The following is an 18,513-nucleotide window of genomic DNA, read 5'->3' as shown; positions in this document are numbered from 1 at the left end:
AAGCCGGGCAGGAATTGGGATGGGTGGGCACGGGTAATCATGTCGGAAACTCCCTCAGTCCGAAGGGCTGCGCCTGCGGGTCGGTATCGTCGGGAGAGCGGTTGCGCCGCGGGCCGACGAGCGGCCCCAGCGCGGCGAGCCCGGCCAGAAGCAGGGCAACTTCGAGTGTGTATACTGTGGCATAGCCGCTCGCGCGGGTGGCCATGCTGGCCGCGCCGTCGCCGCTCTGCACCAGCACGGCGACAAGATCGCGCAGCAGGCCGCCGATCGCGATGCCCGCGCCCGCGCAGGTCGCCTGCACCGCGCCCCATGCGCCCAGCGCCAGACCTGCGGTCTCGCTCTTGGCAATAGTCATCGCCTCCATCAGCGTGCCGACCGAAAATAGCCCCAGACCCAGGCCGATGCCCAGCGCGCCGCAATAGAGCATCGCGGGTGCCGAGAATGGCCCGGCGAACAGCACCAGCAGGAAGGCGTTGATGCCGACCACCAGACCGGCACCCGCCAGCCGCAGCTGGTCCCACCCGCGTGCGAGAAAACGGCCCGAAAGCATGAAGCCCAGCAGTGATCCCAGCGCCCAGGCCCCGGTCAGTCCGGTGGTCGCGCCGACCGACAGGCCGAGGATTTCCCCGCCATAGGGTTCGAGCAGCGCGTCCTGCATTGCAAAGCCCATCGCCCCGATCCCGATCGCCGTCAGCAGCCGGGCATTGCGTCCGTCCTTCACGAAGGCATGCCACAGCTCCGAGAAGTTCGGTGTCTCGCGGTCGGGCGCGGTCACCTTGGGATTGCGCGCTTCTTGCTTCCACAGCGCGATCAGGTTGAGAATGATGGTCAGCACCGCGCAGCCCTGGATCACCTGCACCAGCTTGGTGGCGCTGTAATCCATCAGCACGCCGCCGATGACGAAGGCTGCGAACATCATGCCGACTAGCAGCATGACATAAAGCAGCGCCACCGCGCGCGGGCGCTTCTCTTCGGGGGCAAGATCGGTTGCCAGCGCAAGGCCGGCGGTCTGGGTGACGTGGAAGCCCGTGCCCGTCAGTAGGAATGCCGCGGTCGCACCGACAAGGCCGATCTCGAAGCGTTCCGGCGTACCCAGCAGCAACAGCGCGAAGGGCATGATCGCCAGCCCGCCGAACTGCATCAGCGTGCCGAACCAGATATAGGGCACCCGGCGCCAGCCCAGCACCGAGCGGTGCGTGTCCGACTTGTGCCCTATCAGCGCGCGGAACGGCGCGACCAGCAGCGGCACCGCGATCAGCAGCGCGACCAGCCAGGTCGGCGTGCCGAGTTCCACCACCATCACCCGGTTCAATGTGCCGTTGAGCAGCACCGTCGCCATGCCCACCGTCACCTGAAACAGCGACAGGCGCAGCAATTGTCCGAGCGGCAGGTCCGCGCTCGCCGCATCCGCGAACGGCAGGAGGCGGAACGCCACCTCTGTCCAATGGGGTGCGGGAGGGCGGGCCGGACGCTTCATCCGTGCCTCACCAGTTCAAGCGCCTGCGAGGTGTAGAACCCGCTCGAAATGCGCTGGGTGCGGCCGATGCTCCACCCCGAAAGCCGTGCCAGCCGTTCGCGCAGCTCGCTCTCGGCGGTCGGCACGATCGCGGGCGAACGGTCCGACTTGGGGAAGATCTTTCCGACCTGATGCATCGTCGCCAGCAACCGCGTGCGGGGGGCAAAGGTGAACAGGATCGAACGGGTCGTGCGCTGGGCCAGTTCGGACAGCGCGGCGACAAGGTCTTCGGGCTGGTAGTGGATCAGCGAATCCATCGCCACCACATGCGCGAAGGTGCCCAGCGCCGGGTCGAGCATGTCGCCGCTCGTCCAGTGGATTCGCCCGTGCCCGATGAAGGAAGGCGTGCGTTCGCGCGCCACGTCGACCAGCCCTGCGGCAACGTCGATCCCGGTCACTTCCGCCCCGCGGCAAGCCGCAGCGATCGTCAGCGCACCGGTGCCGCAGCCTGCATCGAGCACCTTGGTGCGGCGCAGGTCTTCGGGCAGCCACGACAGCAGCGTCGCGCGCATGTTCTCGCGGCCCGCCCGCACCGTGGCGCGGATACCGCTGACCTTGGCGTCGGATGTCAGGTCGATCCACGCCTGCCGCGCGGTGCTGTCGAAATAGGTCGCCAGCGCCTCGCGCCGGTCATCGTAACGGGAGGGGAGCCGCGTCGCCATTATTCGAACCCCAGGAAATCGAAGATGTCGCGGTCTTTCATCGGCTGTGCCAGCGAGGGCTCCACGCCGTCCCACAGCATCTGCGCGAGGCGGAGATATTCGTTCTGCGCCTGGATCACTTCGGGATCGTCGCCCATCTCGAACAAGGTGCACTTCTTCAGGCGCGAGCGGCGGATTGCGTCGACATCGCGGAAATGGGCGAGGCGCTGCATCCCGATCTGGTCGCAGAAGCGATCGATCTCGTCGGTCTCGCGGCTGCGGTTGGCAACCACACCGGCGAGGCGCACATCGTAATTCTTCGACTTCGCGCCGATCGCCGCCACGATCCGGTTCATCGCGAAGATGGAGTCGAAATCGTTCGCCGCGACCACGATCGCACGTTCGGCATGCTGCAGCGGGGCAGCAAAACCGCCGCACACCACATCGCCCAACACGTCGAAGATCACGACGTCGGTTTCTTCCAGAAGATGGTGCTGCTTCAGCAGCTTGACCGTCTGGCCGACGACATAGCCGCCGCAGCCGGTGCCTGCCGGCGGCCCGCCCGCCTCGACGCACATGACGCCGTTATAGCCTTCGAACATGTAGTCCTCCGGCCGCAGTTCCTCAGCGTGGAACTCTACCGTCTCGAGTACGTCGATAACGGTGGGCATCAGCTTCTTGGTCAGGGTGAAGGTGGAATCGTGCTTGGGATCACAGCCGATTTGCAGCACCCGATGACCAAGCTTGCTGAAGGCGGCCGAAAGGTTCGATGAAGTGGTTGATTTGCCGATCCCGCCCTTGCCGTAGACCGCAAATACCTTCGCGCCCTTGATCGCGTCGCTCGGGTCGAGCTGGACCTGGACAGAGCCTTCGCCGTCGGGCGGGCTGAAGCTTGATTTGGGTGAGTGCAGGTTCATTGTTTACGATCCCTCGTTGTCATTCGCCCACGAACACGCCTTCAAGGCGGTCCTCGAGCTCGTCATTGGCTTCGCGCAGGGCGGCGAGCGTAGCCTCGTCGGGTTCCCACAGATGGCGGTCGCAGGCTTCGAGCAGGCGGTTCGCCACCCGTGCGGAAGCCTTGGGGTTGAGCTCCGACAGACGACGCCGCATCGTCTCGTCGAGCACAAAGGTCTCGGAAATCTTCTGGTACACCCACGGGGCGACCTGACCGGTGGTGGCCGACCAGCCCAGCGTGCTGGTCACGTGCCCCTCGATCTGGCGGACGCCTTCGTAACCGTGTTCCAGCAGGCCTTCGAACCACTTGGGGTTCAGCGTGCGGGTGCGGGTTTCGAGGTCGATCTGTTCGGCCAGCGTGCGCACCTTGGTGTTCCCGCGGGTGGCATCGAGGATGTAGACCGGGGTTTCCGCGCCCTTTGCCCGCGCGACCGAGCGGGTCACGCCGCCCAGACCGTCGACATATTGATCGACGTCGTTGATGCCGAGTTCGATGCTTTCGAGGTTCTGGTAGGTGAAATCGACCGTCCCGAGCGCGCTTTGCAGCAATTCGCGCTGCTGCACCGGCTTGCCCGAGACTCCGTAGGCGAAGCCCTTGTTCACTTCGAAGGCATTGGCGAGCTCGTCCGGATCGGCCCACACGCCGCCGGCGATCATCTGGTTGACGTTGGCCCCGTACGCGCCTTCGGCATTCGAGAAAACGCGCAGCGCCGCGGTTTCGAGGTCGCATCCGTGCTTTTCCATCTGCGCCAGCGTGTGCTTGCGGATGAAATTCGCCTCCTGCGGTTCCTCGGCGCCGCTGGCGAGCAGCGCGGCTTCGGCGAGCATCCGGGTCTGCATCGGCAGCAGATCGCGGAAAATGCCCGACAGGGTCATCACCACGTCGATGCGCGGGCGGCCGAGTTCCTCCAGCGGGATCAGTTCCGCGCCGCACAGCCGGCCATAGGAGTCGCGCCGGGGGCGGGCACCCATCAGCGTCATCGCCTGAGCGATCTGCACGCCTTCGGACTTCATGTTGTCCGTGCCCCACAGCACCATGGCGATGCTTTCGGGGAAGGGCTGGCCGCTTTCGACATGGCGCGCGATCAGCCGTTCGGCCTGCTCGTTGCCCATCCGGCAGGCAAAGGCGGAAGGCAGCAGGAAGGGATCGAAGCCGTGGATGTTGCGGCCCGTGGGCAGCACGTCCGGGTTCACCACCACATCGCCGCCGGGTGCGGGCGGGACATAGCCGCCGTCAAGCGCATGGATAAGCGCGCCCAGTTCGTCCGAGGAATCGAGCTTAGCCGCCAGCATCGCGCGATCAGGAGCGGCATCGCCGTGGCCGGCCGCTTCCATCATCGCGTCGAGCATGTCTTCGCGCTCGGCCCCTTGCGGGTTGCGGCCGAACACGTGCAGCCCGTGCGGGATCAGCGCCTCCTCCATCTCGTAGAGGCGGTCGTAAAGCGTCGACATGTCATCGCAGGCGATGTCCAGCGCCTCGCACTGGTCGGCGATCAGCGTTTCAAGATCGGCACGCTCTTCGGCATGGTCGGGATCGTCGATTGTGGCACGCCAGCGTTCGACGCTCGCCTTCAGTTCCGACAGGCCCTTGTAGAGGCCCGCCTGTGCCAGCGGCGGCGTAAGATAGCTGATCAGCGTCGCGCCCGAACGGCGCTTGGCCAGCATGCCTTCCGACGGGTTGTTGGCGGCATAGAGATAGAAATTGGGGGTGTCCCCGATCAGCCGGTCGGGCCAGCACTTGCCCGACATGCCGGCCTGCTTGCCCGGCATGAATTCAAGCGCGCCGTGGGTGCCGAAATGCAGAATCGCGTGCGCGCCGTAATCCTCGCGCAGCCAGCGGTAGAAGGCGCTGAAGGCATGGGTCGGGGCAAAGCCGCCCTCGAACAGCAGCCGCATCGGATCGCCTTCATAGCCGAAGCCGGGCTGCACGCCGACGAAGACATTTCCGAAATGAGCGCCCTGTATCAGGATATGCCCGCCATCGGCCAGTTGCTTGCCCGGGGCGGGGCCCCATGCGGCTTCGATTTCGGCGAGGTATTTCTCGCGCCGCACATGCTCGTCGGCGGGGATGCGGTGCGCGACATTGGCGTCGGTGCCGTAGCGCTCGGCATTGCCCTTGAGCAGGATGTCCCGCATCGCATCGAGGCTTTCGGGAACCTCGACATCATAGCCTTCCGCAGCGAGCCGCTGGAGCGTGGCATAGAGCGATTCGTGCACCGCCATGAAAGCAGCGGTGGCTGTCGCGCCGGAATTGGGCGGGAAGTTGAACACCACGATGGCAAGCTTGCGTGCGCTGCGTTCGGCCTTGCGCAGGCGGATCAGTTGCACCGTCTTGGCCGCCAGCGCCTCGGCACGTTCGGGGCAGGCCTGCATCGGTCTGGCCTTTTCCGAGGCCGGCCGCGGGCAATGGCGGTCGCACCCGGTGCAGCACGGGCCGGAATTGCCCGCGCGTCCGCCGAACACGTGCGGCACGGTCGAACCGTCAAGCTCGGGCAGGGCGACCATCATCGTCGCTTCCAGCGGCAGCAGGCCTTGCGGGCGGTGCGCCCAGTCCTCGATCGTCTGGAATTCGATCGCGTGGGCGGCAAGATAGGGCAGATCGAGCTTGCCCAGAACCTCGCGCGCGGCCTGCGCATCGGAATAGGCCGGGCCGCCGACAAGCGAGAAGCCGGTAAGGTTCACCACCGCGTCCACGGTGGGCCTGCCGTCGGGGCCGATGAAGAACTGCTCGATCGCCGGGCGCGCATCGAGCCCGCTGGCGAACACCGGAACAACCTTCAATCCGGCAGCCTCGAACGCGGCGATGGCCCCGTCGTAATGATCGCTGTCGCGGCCCAAGAGATAGGAACGCAGCAAGACCAGCCCGACCGTGCCTTCGCGTGCCTCATCGCCCTTCGCGGGCGGCAGCAGGCGCAGGCTTTCGGAAATGCGTTGTTGCGTGCGCGGATGATAGACCCCGGTTTCGGGATATTCGATCGGCGCCTCGGCCTTGGTGATCCCGCGGCGATACATCCGCTCGCCCGCCGCATAACGGTCGATCAGCGCACGCACCATCGCCACCACGTTCTCGTCCGAACCGGCAAGCCAGTATTGCAGCGTGAGGAAATAGGCGCGCACGTCCTGCGCGGTGCCGGGAATGAATTTGAGCAGTTTGGGCAGGCGGCGCAGCATCTTCATCTGCCCCGCGCCCGAATTGCCGCCTGGCTTGGCCGATCCGCGCAGTTTCTTGAGCAGTGCGAGCGGGCCCGTGGCCGGCGCATCCATGCGGTAGCCGCCCATCTTGGTAAGCCGCACTACCTCGCCCGCGCTCATCAGGCAGACCATCGCGTCGCACTCCTCGCGCCGCGCCTCGAGCGCAGGCAGGATCATGCGGATGTGATCGTCCAGGAACAGCATCGTGGCGATGACGATGTCGGCCCCGGCAATCGCCGCCTTGACCTTTTCCAGCTCTACCGGGTCGCTGCCCCATTCCGCCGCCGCGTGCAGGCTGAGTTCGATCCCCTCCGGCCCCAGCACCGCTTCCGCCCTGTCAACCGCGCCCTTGAGATGATTGTCGAGCGTGACGATCGCCACCCGGACGGGCGCATGCGGATCAAGCGAGGAGGCCGAGGGAATGCTACCGTGCATAATGCGCCTTCGCATCATAAAGGGTTTCGAGATCGATCGCGCTGCGTCCCTCCAGAGCAGCGAAATTCTCGGTGTTGCGGCGCGCCTTGCCGCGCACGAAGAAGGGGATCTTTTTCAGCTCGCGCTCTGCCTCGGCGGTCCAGACGAGCGATTCGACCCCTCTGTTCGTCTCGAACGAAGTCGAGAGAGCGGTTGGCGGCGGCATGGGTGTCTCGACTTCGCTCGACACGAACGGCACGGGTTCGGGTGCCGACTTGCGCGGCGAATGGGCGGCAAGATGGCTCGGCCCGTGTTCGTCGGCGAATTCGAAATCCTCGCGGAACATGGTGAGCAGGTGCTCTTCCAGACCCATCACCAGCGGGTGGACCCAGGTGTCGAAGATCACGTTGGCGCCTTCGAAGCCCATCTGCGGGCTGTGGCGCGCGGGAAAATCCTGCACATGCACCGGCGCGGAAATCACCGCGCAGGGCAGACCGAGGCGCTTGGCAATATGCCGTTCCATCTGCGTGCCCAGCACCAGTTCGGGGCAGGCGGCGGCGATGGCATCCTCGACTGCGAGATGATCGTCGGTGATCAGCGGTTCGACTCCGCATTCCTTGGCTGCGGCGCGGATTTCGCGGGCGAATTCGCGGTTGTAGCAGCCCAGACCGCAGACCTCGAAGCCGAGTTCCTCGCGGGCGATGCGGGCGGCGGCGGCGGCGTGGGTGGCGTCGCCGAAGATGAAGACGCGCTTGCCGGTCAGGTAGGTAGAATCGACCGAACGTGACCACCAGGGCATCCGGGAAGAGGTGTCGCCGAGGGCAGGCGTGGGATCTGCACCTGCCAACTCGGCGACGTCGGCAATGAAGGAGCGTGTTGCTCCCACGCCGATAGGGACGGTCCGCACAGCCGGTTGAGCGAAAGTGCGCTCAAGCCAGCGGGCGGCCTCATCTGCGATTTCGGGATAGAGGACGATGTTGAAGTCGGCGGCACCGATCTTCGCGATGTCCTGCGGTGTTGCGCCCAGCGGGGCGACGAGATTTACCTCGACACCAAGCTGGTCGAGGATCTTGCGGATTTCGACCAGATCGTCGCGGTGGCGGAAGCCCAATGCGGTCGGGCCGAGGATGTTGGCGCGCGCGGCGCGGCCTTCACGCGGTTCACGCACCAGCGATTTGTCTGCCAGATTGCGGACGATCTGGTAGAAGGTTTCCGCCGCGCCCCAGTTTTCCTTGCGCTGGTAGCTCGGCAGTTCGAGCGGGATCGCGGGGACGGGCAGCCCCATTGCTTCGGCCAGACCCGCCGGATCGTCCTGGATCAGTTCCGCCGTGCAGGATGCGCCGACAATGATCGCCTGCGGATTGAAGCGGGACACCGCCTCGCGCGCGGCATCCTGAAAAATCTGCGCGGTATCCTTGCCCAGATCGCGTGCTTCGAAGGTGGTATATGTGACGGGCGGGCGCTTGTTGCGACGCTCGATCATGGTGAACAGCAGATCGGCGTAGGTGTCGCCCTGCGGAGCGTGCAGCACGTAGTGCAGCTTCTCCATCGCCGTCGCGACCCGCATAGCTCCCACATGGGGAGGCCCTTCATAGGTCCAGACGGCTAGCTGCATGGCTCCTACACCTCCAGCATGTCCCGGCGCCGTAGCGGCCGGGCAAAGAGTTCGGCGAGATCCGCGGCTTGTTCGAAACCGTGGATCGGCGAGAAGACGAGTTCGATCGCCCACTTGGTGGTGAAGCCTTCGGCCTCGAGCGGGTTGGCAAGGCCGAGACCGCAGACCGTGATGTCGGGCCGGTCTGCGCGCACGCGATCAAGCTGGCGTTCGACATGTTGGCCTTCGCTGAGGCGCACTTCGGGGCCGAAGCGCTCCAGCTCGCGGGCGAGATGCGAGCGGTGGAGATAGGGCGTGCCGACTTCCACCAGCTCCATTCCCAATTCGTCCTGCAGGAAGCGGGCGAGGGGGACTTCAAGTTGCGAGTCCGGCAGGAAGCTGATGCGCTTGCCTTCAAGCTGGGTGCGAAGTTTCGACAGGGCGAGGCGGGCGCGCTCGCGGCCCGGGCCGACGACCTGTTCGAACAGGGCTTCGTCCACTCCGAATTCGGTCGCCGCAGCGCGCAGCCAGCTGGTGGTGCCTTCCGCGCCGAACGGGAACAGCGCGTCGAGCCGCTGTGCCCCGCGCCCTTCCAGCGCCATCGCCGTTTCGCCAAGGAAGGGCTGGGCCAGCAGGTAACGGGTATTGGGCCCGACGCTCGGCAGATCGCGGGCATTGCGCGCGGGCAGCACGCCGACCTTGTCGATGCCCATCTGCGCAAGCAGGCGCAGCAACTGGTCCTCGACGATATCGGGCAGGCTGCCGACGATCAGCAGTTCCTTCGCAGCATCGGCGGGAAGGGCCGGCATCACCGGCACCAGCGCAGCGAGGCAGGCATCCTCGCCCTGGGTAAAGGTCGTCTCGATCCCGCTGCCCGAATAGTTGAGGATCCGCACGCGCGGCATGTGCACCGCGCCAAGCCGCTGGGCTGCCTTGGCCAGATCGAGCTTGATCACTTCGGAAGGGCAGGAGCCGACGAGAAACAGTGTGCGGATGTCGGGGCGGCGTTCGAGCAGGCGGTTCACCACACGGTCAAGCTCGTCCTGTGCATCGACCATGCCGGCCAGATCGCGCTCTTCCATGATCGCGGTGGCAAAGCGTGGTTCGGCGAAGATCATCACGCCGGCGGCGCTCTGCAGCAGGTGAGCGCAGGTGCGCGAGCCGACCACGAGGAAGAAAGCGTCCTGCATCTTGCGGTGCAGCCAGATAATGCCGGTAAGCCCGCAGAACACCTCGCGTTGGCCGCGTTCGCGCAGAACCGGACGGCCGCCGTCGCGTGCAGCGGGGGCGGTTGTGCCGGCAAGCTCGCTGGCGCAGCCGTCAAGAACGTCGAGCGCGCTCATGCCGCCACCGCCTTGCCCGGCGCATCATTGGCCGCGCCTTCCAGGCGGGCCATCCGCAGCTTCCACAGGAACTGCCCGGCGTTGATGACATAGGCGCCATAGCCCGCCAGTGCGACCAGCATACGCTGTTCAAGCGTCCCGATCTCGCCGAACAGCATCACCAGATAAAGCGTGTGCAGGGCCAGAACGAGCATCGAGAAGACGTCCTCCCAGAAGAAGGACTCGGCGAACAGCCACTTGCCGAACACCACCTTCTCCCAGATCGAGCCGGTGATCATGATGGTGTAGAGAACCAGCGTCTTGATCACGATCGAGACATCGGCGGCAAACGCACCTTCGCCGGTCAGCAGCGTGCGCAGCACCAGCGTTAGGCTGACAAGAAATACGAGAAATTGCAGCGGGGCAAGCACGCCCTGAACGATGGTCCAGATCGATTCGTCACGCCGCACCCGCTCTTCAGCGGTGTAGAGCGCCCGGCTCTTCCCTCTCTTATGGCTCGCACCTGTCACCGAGGTTCCAGGGTCGACCGGGGATGCCTGATCCTTCCGAGTCATCTGTCGCGTTAGCCTTCTCTCTTGGACTCGGAGATTACGCCTGTTCCAACAGAAGTGTCAACTAGATTGGACGTTTAGTTTTGTTGACGATTTTTAATCGGAGAGATCAGCGCGTTTGCGCCCTTTCGGAAAAAGGCGTAGAGAGGATTTGCTGGCTTTCGGGATCAGGGCCAAAGGTACGCTGCAAGAGTGTGCCCACTACCTCCTGCGGAAGGGGTTCCGCACGACCTGGGGAGGGTCCGGCGAATGGCAGATTCGAAGGCTTCGAGCATGTTTGGCGCCGGATCGGCGGTCTTGAGGGGGGTAATTACCGCGCCGCTCGAACGGGTCCGCCGGAAAGCTTCGATCGGCCGCGAGGAGTCCGAGAATCAGGTCAATGCCATAATCGAAGGCGAGATCATCCCGCGCCTGCTGATGGCGCACGACACCGGCAAGGAGCAGGCCAGATCACGGCGCAGCCGGCCGATCGCGCCCGAAGATGCCTCGCGATTTGCGATGCTGCCCCTGCGGCTTGAGGCGGCCAGCCTGATCGAAGAGGTCGACACCTTTATCGCCGAAGGCACCACGGTCGAGACGATTTGCCTCGATCTGCTGGCGCCCGCCGCACGGATGCTGGGGGAGATGTGGGACCGCGACGAATGCGATTTCATCGACGTGACGATGGGCCTGTGGCGCCTTCAGGAAGTGATGCGCGAGATTGCCGCCCGTTCGCCTGCCGATCTGCCGTCGCTGAAGGTTCCGCGCAGCGCGCTGTTCTCCCCGATGCCGGGCGATCATCACAATTTCGGGACCTTGATGATCGAGGAAGTCTTCTCGCGCGCCGGCTGGCAGAGCGAGGCGCTGGTCAAGCCGGAACGGCGCGATTTGCTTGATCGCCTGTCGCACAGACCCTTCGATGTGGTAGGATTGACGCTCGCCCGCGATTGTCCTAGCGCCGCCCTCGCAAACCTCGTCAAGGCGATGCGAAATGCATCGGCCAACCCCCGAATTGCCGTGCTTGTTGGCGGAAGAATGATCAACGAAAACCCGGGCATGGTCGAAGAAGTCGGGGCTGACGGCACAGGTGCCGATGCGCTCTCCGCTCTTGAAATGGCCGAAAATCTGATGAGCGTGTCAGCCCTCAGCAACCAGAACCTGCGATAGGTTCGGCCCGGCATGCTCACCCGCAAACATAGCATAGAAGGCAAGCATCCCTTTGAAAGGGCGGCTGAGCTTTTCCAGTCGCTGGATGCGGATGCGGCAATGAAACTGGCGATGGTGGCAGGCGATGTCACGCTTGTGCTCGACGACACCGGCACCATCCTCGACGCGGCTTTCGATCCCAAAGAATTTCCTGCCTTCGCAGGCTGGATCGGGAGCAACTGGATCGAGACGGTGACCGACGAAAGTCGCCCGAAAATCATGGAGATGCTGGCCGCCGCCCGGCGTGGCGAAGTGCAGCATTGGCGCCAGGTCAACCACCCGTCACGCGATGGCGAGGTGCCGATCCGTTATGCCGTGCTGAGCATCAATGGCGGGGCGCACCGCATTGCTTTCGGGCGCGACCTGCGCGAGGCGGGCAAGCTCCAGCAGCGCCTGTTGCAGGTGCAGCAATCGCTCGAACGCGACTATCTCAGGATGCGCCAGCTCGAAGCGCGCTACCGCATGCTGTTCGAACGTTCGACCGAGGCTGTCATGATCATCGAGGCGGCAACCTTGCGTATCCGCGAGGCCAATCCTGCCGCGCACACGCTGGTCGGCGCGCGGGCGGGCAGTCTTGCGGGCAAGAAGCTGCCGAGTGTGCTCGACAAAAGCTCGCATGATGCACTGCAAGGACTGGTCGGCGCGGCGCTGGTGTCGGACACGGTCAGCCCGACGCGGATCCAGCTGGCCCGCGGCGCGCGCGACGTGATGGCTTCGGTAACCGGATTCACGCAGGATCGCGGGCAGTTCCTGCTGGTGCGGCTGGTGGCCGCCAGCGACCGCCCGCTGGCCTTGCCGTTGCCGGTGCTCGAACTGGTGGACCAGATGCCCGACGCCTTCGTCGTGGCCGACGCCAACCTTGAAATCGTCACCGCCAACGCGGCTTTTGTCGAGCTGCTGCAGGCGGCCAGCATTGATCAGCTGCGCGGGCGCCACCTGTCGGAATCGATCGGTCGGCCGGGGATCGATCTCGATCTCATCGAAGGTCAGATTGATCAGCATGGCGCGGCGCGCAATGTCAGCACGGTGCTGCGCGTGGGCCATGATATCGAAGGCGAACCGATTGAATTATCGGCAGTAAGGACGGGGGGCGATGATCCCTATTACGCCTTTGTGATCCGCCCCATCGGCCGAAGGTTGCGCGATCTGCCGCCCGGTTCGCAGGAACTGCCGCGGTCGGTCGAACAGCTTACCGAACTGGTCGGCCGGATGAGCCTCAAGGATATCGTGCGCGAAAGCACCGATCTGATCGAGCGGCTGTGCATCGAGGCGGCGCTGTCCTACACCTCGGACAATCGCGCATCGGCGGCGGAAATCCTCGGCCTGTCGCGCCAGAGCCTTTATTCCAAGCTGCATCGCTATGGGCTTGGCAATCTGGCCGGCGACAACGACTGATTTCAATAGCTTGCCTGCGAATGTAGGCAAATTAGCCAATTTTCCGCACCATTGCTCCGGCGCCCGAAATCGGGGCGAAAACCGCCGAAAACCGGCCGAAAACGGGCCTCAGCAGGGGCAAAAGCGGCGTAAATGCCTCGTCGAACGGGTCTTGCAGGGGCAGGCCGGACGCAGGATAATTTCCTTCATTGGACGCTTTGGACACCCCCGGATTTGACACGGCAGTAGGACCGGGCAGCTAAAATCGCCCTCAAATCGGGGTTGTCCGAATCATTAGTGTCAAAATAAATTGACGCTTTGATTTGTCAGGCATAGCCTTGCGCCATGGAACATTCGGTGCCTACGACTCGCTCCGCGCCCGTTCCGGAGGCGCGCCCGATCCTGCGGCCGAGGCCGCGTGACATCCTTCAGCTCCTCAAACCGATCACATGGTTCCCGCCGATGTGGGCCTTTATGTGCGGCGCGGTATCGTCCGGCGCGGGGCTGGAGGGGCGCTGGTGGTTCGTCGCCGGCGGCGTGCTGCTGGCCGGGCCGCTGGTATGCGGCACCAGTCAGGCGGTGAACGACTGGTTCGATCGCCACGTCGATGCCATCAACGAACCCGATCGCCCGATCCCTTCAGGCCGCATTCCGGGGCGCTGGGGGCTGTATATCGCGATTATCGCCAGCCTCATTTCGGCAGGCGTGGGCTGGCTGCTCGGCCCGATCGTGTTCGCCGCCGCGCTGGTGGGCCTCGCCTTTGCCTGGGCCTATTCGGCGCCGCCCTTCCGTTTCAAGGCCAACGGCATGGTCGGCCCGCTGGTCTGCGGCCTGACCTATGAAGGGCTGAGCTGGTTCACCGGCGCGGCAGTGATGCTGGGCGCGATGCCCTCGGTCGAGGTCGTCATCATCCTGTTCATGTATTCGCTGGGCGCGCACGGCATCATGGTGCTCAATGATTTCAAGGCGGTCGAAGGGGACCGCCAGTCCGGCCTCACCTCGCTTCCCGTCACGATGGGTGTGGAGCATGCGGCGCGGTTTGCCTGCACCACCATGGCATCCTTGCAGATTGTGGTGATCGGCCTGCTGGCGATCTGGGGCTACGGGCTTTCGGCATTGATCGTCACCGCTGTGCTGGTGGCACAGATTGCCGCGATGCCCCGGCTGATCCGCGATCCGGCCAAATATGCGCCGTGGTATAATGGCGTGGGCGTTACGCTTTATGTGCTGGGGATGCTGGCAGCAGCGCTCGGGCTCGGGGGCTATATCTGATGCACGCCCCGATGGCCTCACCCGAAACAACCAAGGTTGAGGCCGGGTTCGGTTGGCTGGCAATTGTCCGGATCGGGCTGGTGCAGGCGGCTATCGGCGCGCTGGTGATGCTGGCGACGACGGTGCTCAACCGGCTGATGGTGGTCGAATTCGCGCTGGCGGCGGCGATCCCCGCCGGGCTTGTGGCGTGGCATTACGCGGTGCAGCTTGGTCGGCCCTTGTGGGGGCACGGATCGGACAAGTCGGCGGCCAAGGGGGGCAACAGCCGGACGGTATGGATTATCGGCGGCGTGGCGGTGCTGGCCTGCGCGTCATTGCTGGCGACACAGGCGACACTGATGCTCGGCACCTCGCCCGCACTCGGTTTCACGCTGGCGGTGGTGGCCTATACCCTGATCGGCGTGGGCGTGGGGGCAGGCGGCACCTCGGCCCTGGCGCTGCTGGCATCGGGTGTCGCGCCGCAGCGGCGCGCGGCGGCTGCGGCGGTGACATGGATCATGATGGTCGCCGGGATCGTGGTTTCCGCGATTACAGTGGGCCAATTGCTCAAGCCCTTTTCGCCCGAACGGCTGCTGACGGTGGCGGGCGGGCTGGCGCTGGTGATGGTGACGCTGACAGTGCTGGCGACCTTCCGGCTGGAACGGCAGGCCGGCCGCTTCGGCCATGCCGCCAGCGACGAGGGCGAGGCCCCCGATTTCCGCGCGGCTATCCGCGAGATCATGAGCGAGACGGCAGCGCGGCGCTTCACCATTTTCATTTTCGTATCGATGATCGCCTTTTCGATGCAGGATCTGATCCTCGAACCTTTTGCCGGGTTGATCTTCGGCCTTTCGCCGGGGGAATCGACGCAGATGGGCGGGCAGCATCAGGGCGGCATCCTGCTCGGCATGATCGTGACAGGCATCGGCGGCAGCGCCTTTTCCGGCAAGCGGCCCGACGGGCTGCGGATCTGGGTGATTTGCGGGTGCCTGCTCTCGGCGGTCGGCCTCGGCGCGCTGGGGCTGGCGGCGGTCAATGGTCCGCCTTGGCCGCTGGGGATCAATGTTTTCGTGCTCGGCTTCGGCAACGGCGTCTTCGCGGTCGCCGCGATCGGGGCGATGATGGGGCTGGCCGGCGCGGGGGAAACCACGCGCGAAGGCGTGCGCATGGGCGTGTGGGGTGCCTCGCAGGCGATTGCCTTCGGGCTCGGCGGGCTGACCGGCGCGGTCGGGGTCGATCTGGCGCGCCATGCGCTGGGCAATGACGGTGCGGCGTTCCAGCTCGTGTTCGGACTGGAGGCCGCGGCCTTCGTGCTGGCGGCGCTGCTGGCGGTCAAGGCGACCGGCGCGGCAGCAATGCGCGCAGGCGCTACACAAGGTGAGAGGGAGGTCTACGCATGAACCAGACTATTTATGACGCGGTCGTGATCGGCGGCGGTCCTTCCGGCTCCACCGCAGCCAATGATCTTGCGCTGGCAGGCCATTCGGTGCTGCTGATAGAGCGCGGCGGGCGGATCAAGCCCTGCGGCGGGGCCGTGCCGCCGCGCCTGCTGGCCGATTTCGACATTCCGCAAAGCCTGCTGGTCGCCAAGGCGCGTTCGGCCCGCATGATCGCGCCTTCGGGCCGTGCGGTCGATATGCCGGTGGGCGAGATCGGCTATGTCGGCATGGTCGATCGTGACGAATTCGACGAATGGCTGCGCGAACGGGCCCGCATGTCCGGTGCCGAACGGCTGACCGCCACCTTCGAGAAGATCGAGCGCGATGGCGAAGCGCACCCGATCGTCACCTTCCGCCGTTCCCGCGGAGGCCCGATCGAAAGCGTGCGCGCGCGCGTGGTGATCGGTGCCGACGGCGCACGTTCGGCCGTGGCAAAGCAATGCCTGCCCGGCGCCGAGCGGGTGCCTTGCGTTTTCGCCTATCATGAGATCATCAAATCGCCCGAACAGAATACCGAGGCCTTCGACGCCTCGCGCTGCGATGTGTTCTATCAGGGCCGCTTGTCGCCCGATTTCTATGCCTGGGTGTTCCCGCATGGCGAGACCGCAAGCATCGGCGTGGGCAGCGCGAACAAGGGCTTTTCGCTGCGGGGCGCGATCGCCACGATGCGCGACGATCTCGGTCTGGAACGCTGCGAGACCGTGCGCCGCGAAGGCGCGCCGATCCCGCTCAAGCCGCTGAAGCGCTGGGACAACGGCGCCGATGTGATCGTGGCGGGCGATGCTGCGGGCATCGTCGCCCCGGCATCGGGCGAGGGCATCTATTACGCCATGGTTGGCGGGCGGCTGGTGGGCGAGGCCGCCGCTGCCTTCCTCAAGACCGGCGAGGCAAAGCAGCTCCAGACCGCGCGCAAGAAGTTCATGCGCGAACACGGCAAGGTGTTCTGGATCCTCGGGATGATGCAGTATTTCTGGTATTCGTCCGACAAGCGCCGCGAACGCTTCGTCACCATGTGTGACGACAAGGACGTGCAGGAACTGACTTGGCAGGCCTACATGCACAAGAAGCTGGTGCGGGCCAAACCGATGGCCCACGTGAAGATCTTCCTCAAGGATACCGCGCACCTGCTAGGCTTGAGGCCCGCAACGCGCTAAACGGTTCGCGTATGAAGCGGATCATGATCTTGCCGGTGACGGTCGCCACGGTGGCGGCGCTGTGTGTGGCGGCGCTGGGGGCGACGATTACCGACCTCGGCCCGTGGTATCAGGCCTTGGCCAAGCCTGGCTGGAACCCGCCCGACGTGATGTTCCCGATGGGCTGGACGCTGATCTATGCTCTGATCACCATTTCGGCGATCACCGCATGGCGCGCCGCCCCGACATCGGTGGCGGCGGAATGGGTGATCGGGCTGTTCGCCTTGAACGGATTTCTCAACATCACCTGGAGCCTGATCTTCTTCCGCATGCAGCGGCCTGACTGGGCCTTCATCGAACTGACGTTGCTGTGGCTTTCGATCATCGCGTTGATCATCTTTTGCGGGCGCTTTTCGCGCACCGCCGCCGCGCTGCTGGTGCCTTACCTTGCGTGGGTAAGCTTTGCCGGCGCGCTCAACTGGGCGGTGGTCGATCTCAACGCCCCGTTCGGCTGAGGCCGCAGCGGCGGGCGAGGAGAGGAGGGCGTACCGATGATGGAATCGCTCTTCGCTTCCGGTCATGCTGCCGACATCATCCTGGGTGTGCTGTCCATCGAGGCGCTGTGGCTGCGGTTCGGCCGCGGCTGGCGCTTCAGCGCGGTGGCGGGGCTGCTCGGCCCGGCGGCGCTGATCGTGCTGGGTCTGCGCGCCGCCCTGACCGGGGCGGAGTGGTGGTGGATCGCACTGCCGCTCGCCCTGTCGCTGCCCTTGCACCTGCTCGATCTGGCGGGCCGGATGAAAGCCCCGTCGCAGGACTGATCCCTGAACGCCGCGCGCTGCCGGTTAGCCGGCAACCTGACAAATGAAAACCCGGCCGGGCCATGGGCCAGACCGGGTTTTCTCTTTTTCGTTCGGAACTGCCGGGCTTTGTCGGCCCGGCACCCCCGTGATTACTGGCCGGCAGCAGCTCCTGCCGCGCCGCTCGGATCGTAGTTGATCGTTTCCGGAGCGTAGTGATGTTCCTGCGCCCACAGATACCAGTTATCTACCACGGTGCCCGTCAGCAGGATGCCGATCCCGCCGGTCAGCGTGGTCAGCACTGCAAACCACCAGGCCCAGCGGTGGATCGATTCGAAGCTGGCGTTGAAGCCCATCACCCAGCGCCAGAACAGCGCGCCGCGTTCGGCTGCCGTCCCGCGATCGGTGATCTGCTCGATCTCGCGTTCACCGCCATAGCGGCCGAGCGCAAGGATGGTCGCCCCGTGCATCGCGAACAGCAGCGCCGACCCGTAAAGGAAGACGATCGAGAGCGCGTGGAACGGGTTGTAGAACAGGTTCCCGTAAAGCAGCGAGAAATTGTTCGTCCAGTCGAGGTGGCTGAAGATACCGTAAGGCACCGCCTGCGACCAGTCGCCCAGCAGCATCGGACGGATGAAGCCCAGCACCAGGAACAGCCAGATGGCTGAAGCGAAGGCCCAGGGAATATGCATCCCCATGCCCAGCGCCTTTGCCCGGTAATAGGTGCGGGCCCACCAGGTCAGCACCGCGATGGTCAGGAACGCGCCGGCCATGATGAACCAGCCGCCCTTGTCCAGCGGTACGAACGGGCTGAACCCGTATTCCGGGCCCGGAGGGTTGAGCGAAAGCCAGAAGAACTCGCGCATGAAAGTCTGCGGGCTCCAGCCGGCTTGCGCCCAGAAGTTGAGGCCGATGATCATGATCGCCGCCGCCCCGAAGGTCAGCGAGATCGTTCCGAGCAAGCCGAGATAGATCGGCCCGATCTGCGCCTGCCCAATCTTGCCGAGCCAGTAGTTGTGCCCGGTAAGGTTGAGCCGGCCCTCGCTTCCGTCAAGGTGCGGGACTCCCATTTCGGGTGGCCCCTGGACTTGCACCTGCGTGAAGATGTTTTGATATGTCGCCATGGTTC

The 18,513-nt window shown here is 65.0% G+C and carries 15 protein-coding genes; 7 read left to right on the top strand and 8 right to left on the bottom strand.

Annotated elements, in window-relative coordinates:
* Positions 1-37: 37 nt before the first annotated feature.
* Genes OIK40_RS06485 through bchF form a run of 7 tightly spaced genes read right to left on the bottom strand, consistent with a single transcriptional unit; the run spans position 38 to position 10,208 of the window.
* A complete protein-coding gene (locus OIK40_RS06485; RefSeq protein WP_374211790.1) occupies positions 38-1,435 on the bottom strand; it encodes a BCD family MFS transporter in 1,398 nt (465 codons plus the stop codon).
* A 38-nt stretch (positions 1,436-1,473) separates the two neighbouring features.
* Complete coding sequence (gene bchM / locus OIK40_RS06480; protein ID WP_273677165.1) at positions 1,474-2,178, bottom strand: magnesium protoporphyrin IX methyltransferase; 705 nt, start codon at positions 2,176-2,178, stop codon at positions 1,474-1,476.
* Positions 2,178-3,074, bottom strand: coding sequence for a ferredoxin:protochlorophyllide reductase (ATP-dependent) iron-sulfur ATP-binding protein (gene bchL / locus OIK40_RS06475; protein WP_273677163.1), 897 nt, complete (start codon positions 3,072-3,074; stop codon positions 2,178-2,180). The genes bchM and bchL overlap by 1 nt, the downstream gene beginning before the upstream one ends.
* A gap of 19 nt (positions 3,075-3,093) precedes the next feature.
* A complete protein-coding gene (locus tag OIK40_RS06470) occupies positions 3,094-6,738 on the bottom strand; it encodes a magnesium chelatase subunit H (protein WP_273677161.1) in 3,645 nt (1,214 codons plus the stop codon).
* Positions 6,728-8,332, bottom strand: coding sequence for a ferredoxin:protochlorophyllide reductase (ATP-dependent) subunit B (gene bchB, locus OIK40_RS06465; protein ID WP_273677160.1), 1,605 nt, complete (start codon positions 8,330-8,332; stop codon positions 6,728-6,730). Before bchB ends, OIK40_RS06470 begins: the two co-directional genes overlap by 11 nt.
* 5 nt (positions 8,333-8,337) lie before the next feature.
* Positions 8,338-9,654, bottom strand: a complete 1,317-nt coding sequence (locus OIK40_RS06460; protein WP_273677159.1) for a ferredoxin:protochlorophyllide reductase (ATP-dependent) subunit N — start codon at positions 9,652-9,654, stop codon at positions 8,338-8,340.
* On the bottom strand, positions 9,651-10,208 hold the full coding sequence (bchF, locus tag OIK40_RS06455) for a 2-vinyl bacteriochlorophyllide hydratase (RefSeq protein ID WP_273677157.1): 558 nt from the start codon (positions 10,206-10,208) through the stop codon (positions 9,651-9,653). Before bchF ends, OIK40_RS06460 begins: the two co-directional genes overlap by 4 nt.
* A gap of 246 nt (positions 10,209-10,454) precedes the next feature.
* Between bchF and OIK40_RS06450 the strand changes: the two genes are divergently transcribed.
* The 7 genes from OIK40_RS06450 to OIK40_RS06420 all read left to right on the top strand — a co-directional run bounded on the left by OIK40_RS06450 (position 10,455) and on the right by OIK40_RS06420 (position 17,405).
* Positions 10,455-11,351 carry a cobalamin B12-binding domain-containing protein gene (locus OIK40_RS06450; RefSeq protein WP_273677155.1) on the top strand — a complete coding sequence of 299 codons (897 nt, stop codon included), beginning with the start codon at positions 10,455-10,457 and terminating at the stop codon, positions 11,349-11,351.
* A 99-nt stretch (positions 11,352-11,450) separates the two neighbouring features.
* Positions 11,451-12,785: a transcriptional regulator PpsR gene (gene ppsR / locus OIK40_RS06445; protein ID WP_273677154.1), complete on the top strand. Its 1,335-nt coding sequence runs from the start codon at positions 11,451-11,453 to the stop codon at positions 12,783-12,785.
* A 324-nt stretch (positions 12,786-13,109) separates the two neighbouring features.
* Positions 13,110-14,036: a chlorophyll synthase ChlG gene (gene chlG / locus OIK40_RS06440; RefSeq protein WP_273677153.1), complete on the top strand. Its 927-nt coding sequence runs from the start codon at positions 13,110-13,112 to the stop codon at positions 14,034-14,036.
* Positions 14,037-14,047: 11 nt separating this feature from the next.
* Positions 14,048-15,415 carry a BCD family MFS transporter gene (locus OIK40_RS06435; RefSeq protein WP_273677152.1) on the top strand — a complete coding sequence of 456 codons (1,368 nt, stop codon included), beginning with the start codon at positions 14,048-14,050 and terminating at the stop codon, positions 15,413-15,415.
* Entirely contained in the window at positions 15,412-16,608 is a 1,197-nt protein-coding gene (locus OIK40_RS06430; RefSeq protein ID WP_273677151.1) for a geranylgeranyl diphosphate reductase, read from the top strand. Before OIK40_RS06435 ends, OIK40_RS06430 begins: the two co-directional genes overlap by 4 nt.
* Positions 16,609-16,619: 11 nt before the next feature.
* A complete protein-coding gene (locus OIK40_RS06425; RefSeq protein ID WP_273677149.1) occupies positions 16,620-17,102 on the top strand; it encodes a TspO/MBR family protein in 483 nt (160 codons plus the stop codon).
* Positions 17,103-17,138: 36 nt separating this feature from the next.
* Positions 17,139-17,405, top strand: a complete 267-nt coding sequence (locus tag OIK40_RS06420; protein ID WP_273677148.1) for a hypothetical protein — start codon at positions 17,139-17,141, stop codon at positions 17,403-17,405.
* A gap of 131 nt (positions 17,406-17,536) precedes the next feature.
* Here OIK40_RS06420 and pufM read toward each other — a convergent pair whose 3' ends face one another.
* Positions 17,537-18,508: a photosynthetic reaction center subunit M gene (gene pufM / locus OIK40_RS06415; protein ID WP_273677146.1), complete on the bottom strand. Its 972-nt coding sequence runs from the start codon at positions 18,506-18,508 to the stop codon at positions 17,537-17,539.
* Positions 18,509-18,513: the final 5 nt, after the last annotated feature.

It is taken from the genome of Erythrobacter fulvus, assembly GCF_028595285.1.
Lineage (GTDB): Bacteria > Pseudomonadota > Alphaproteobacteria > Sphingomonadales > Sphingomonadaceae > Erythrobacter > Erythrobacter fulvus.
The sequence above is the reverse complement of the archived record's forward strand: the minus strand, read 5'-3'. Positions and strand labels throughout refer to the sequence as shown.

Bases quoted from the DNA above. Each gene is read 5' to 3' on its own strand.
- OIK40_RS06450 (WP_273677155.1), top strand. From the start codon at position 10,455: ATGGCAGATTCGAAGGCTTCGAGCATGTTTGGCGCCGGATCGGCGGTC.
- OIK40_RS06470 (WP_273677161.1), bottom strand. From the start codon at position 6,738: ATGCACGGTAGCATTCCCTCGGCCTCCTCGCTTGATCCGCATGCGCCC.
- OIK40_RS06420 (WP_273677148.1), top strand. From the start codon at position 17,139: ATGATGGAATCGCTCTTCGCTTCCGGTCATGCTGCCGACATCATCCTG.
- OIK40_RS06430 (WP_273677151.1), top strand. From the start codon at position 15,412: ATGAACCAGACTATTTATGACGCGGTCGTGATCGGCGGCGGTCCTTCC.
- OIK40_RS06435 (WP_273677152.1), top strand. From the start codon at position 14,048: ATGGCCTCACCCGAAACAACCAAGGTTGAGGCCGGGTTCGGTTGGCTG.
- bchL (WP_273677163.1), bottom strand. From the start codon at position 3,074: ATGAACCTGCACTCACCCAAATCAAGCTTCAGCCCGCCCGACGGCGAA.
- OIK40_RS06460 (WP_273677159.1), bottom strand. From the start codon at position 9,654: ATGAGCGCGCTCGACGTTCTTGACGGCTGCGCCAGCGAGCTTGCCGGC.
- bchF (WP_273677157.1), bottom strand. From the start codon at position 10,208: ATGACTCGGAAGGATCAGGCATCCCCGGTCGACCCTGGAACCTCGGTG.
- chlG (WP_273677153.1), top strand. From the start codon at position 13,110: ATGGAACATTCGGTGCCTACGACTCGCTCCGCGCCCGTTCCGGAGGCG.
- bchB (WP_273677160.1), bottom strand. From the start codon at position 8,332: ATGCAGCTAGCCGTCTGGACCTATGAAGGGCCTCCCCATGTGGGAGCT.
- OIK40_RS06425 (WP_273677149.1), top strand. From the start codon at position 16,620: ATGAAGCGGATCATGATCTTGCCGGTGACGGTCGCCACGGTGGCGGCG.
- ppsR (WP_273677154.1), top strand. From the start codon at position 11,451: ATGAAACTGGCGATGGTGGCAGGCGATGTCACGCTTGTGCTCGACGAC.
- pufM (WP_273677146.1), bottom strand. From the start codon at position 18,508: ATGGCGACATATCAAAACATCTTCACGCAGGTGCAAGTCCAGGGGCCA.
- bchM (WP_273677165.1), bottom strand. From the start codon at position 2,178: ATGGCGACGCGGCTCCCCTCCCGTTACGATGACCGGCGCGAGGCGCTG.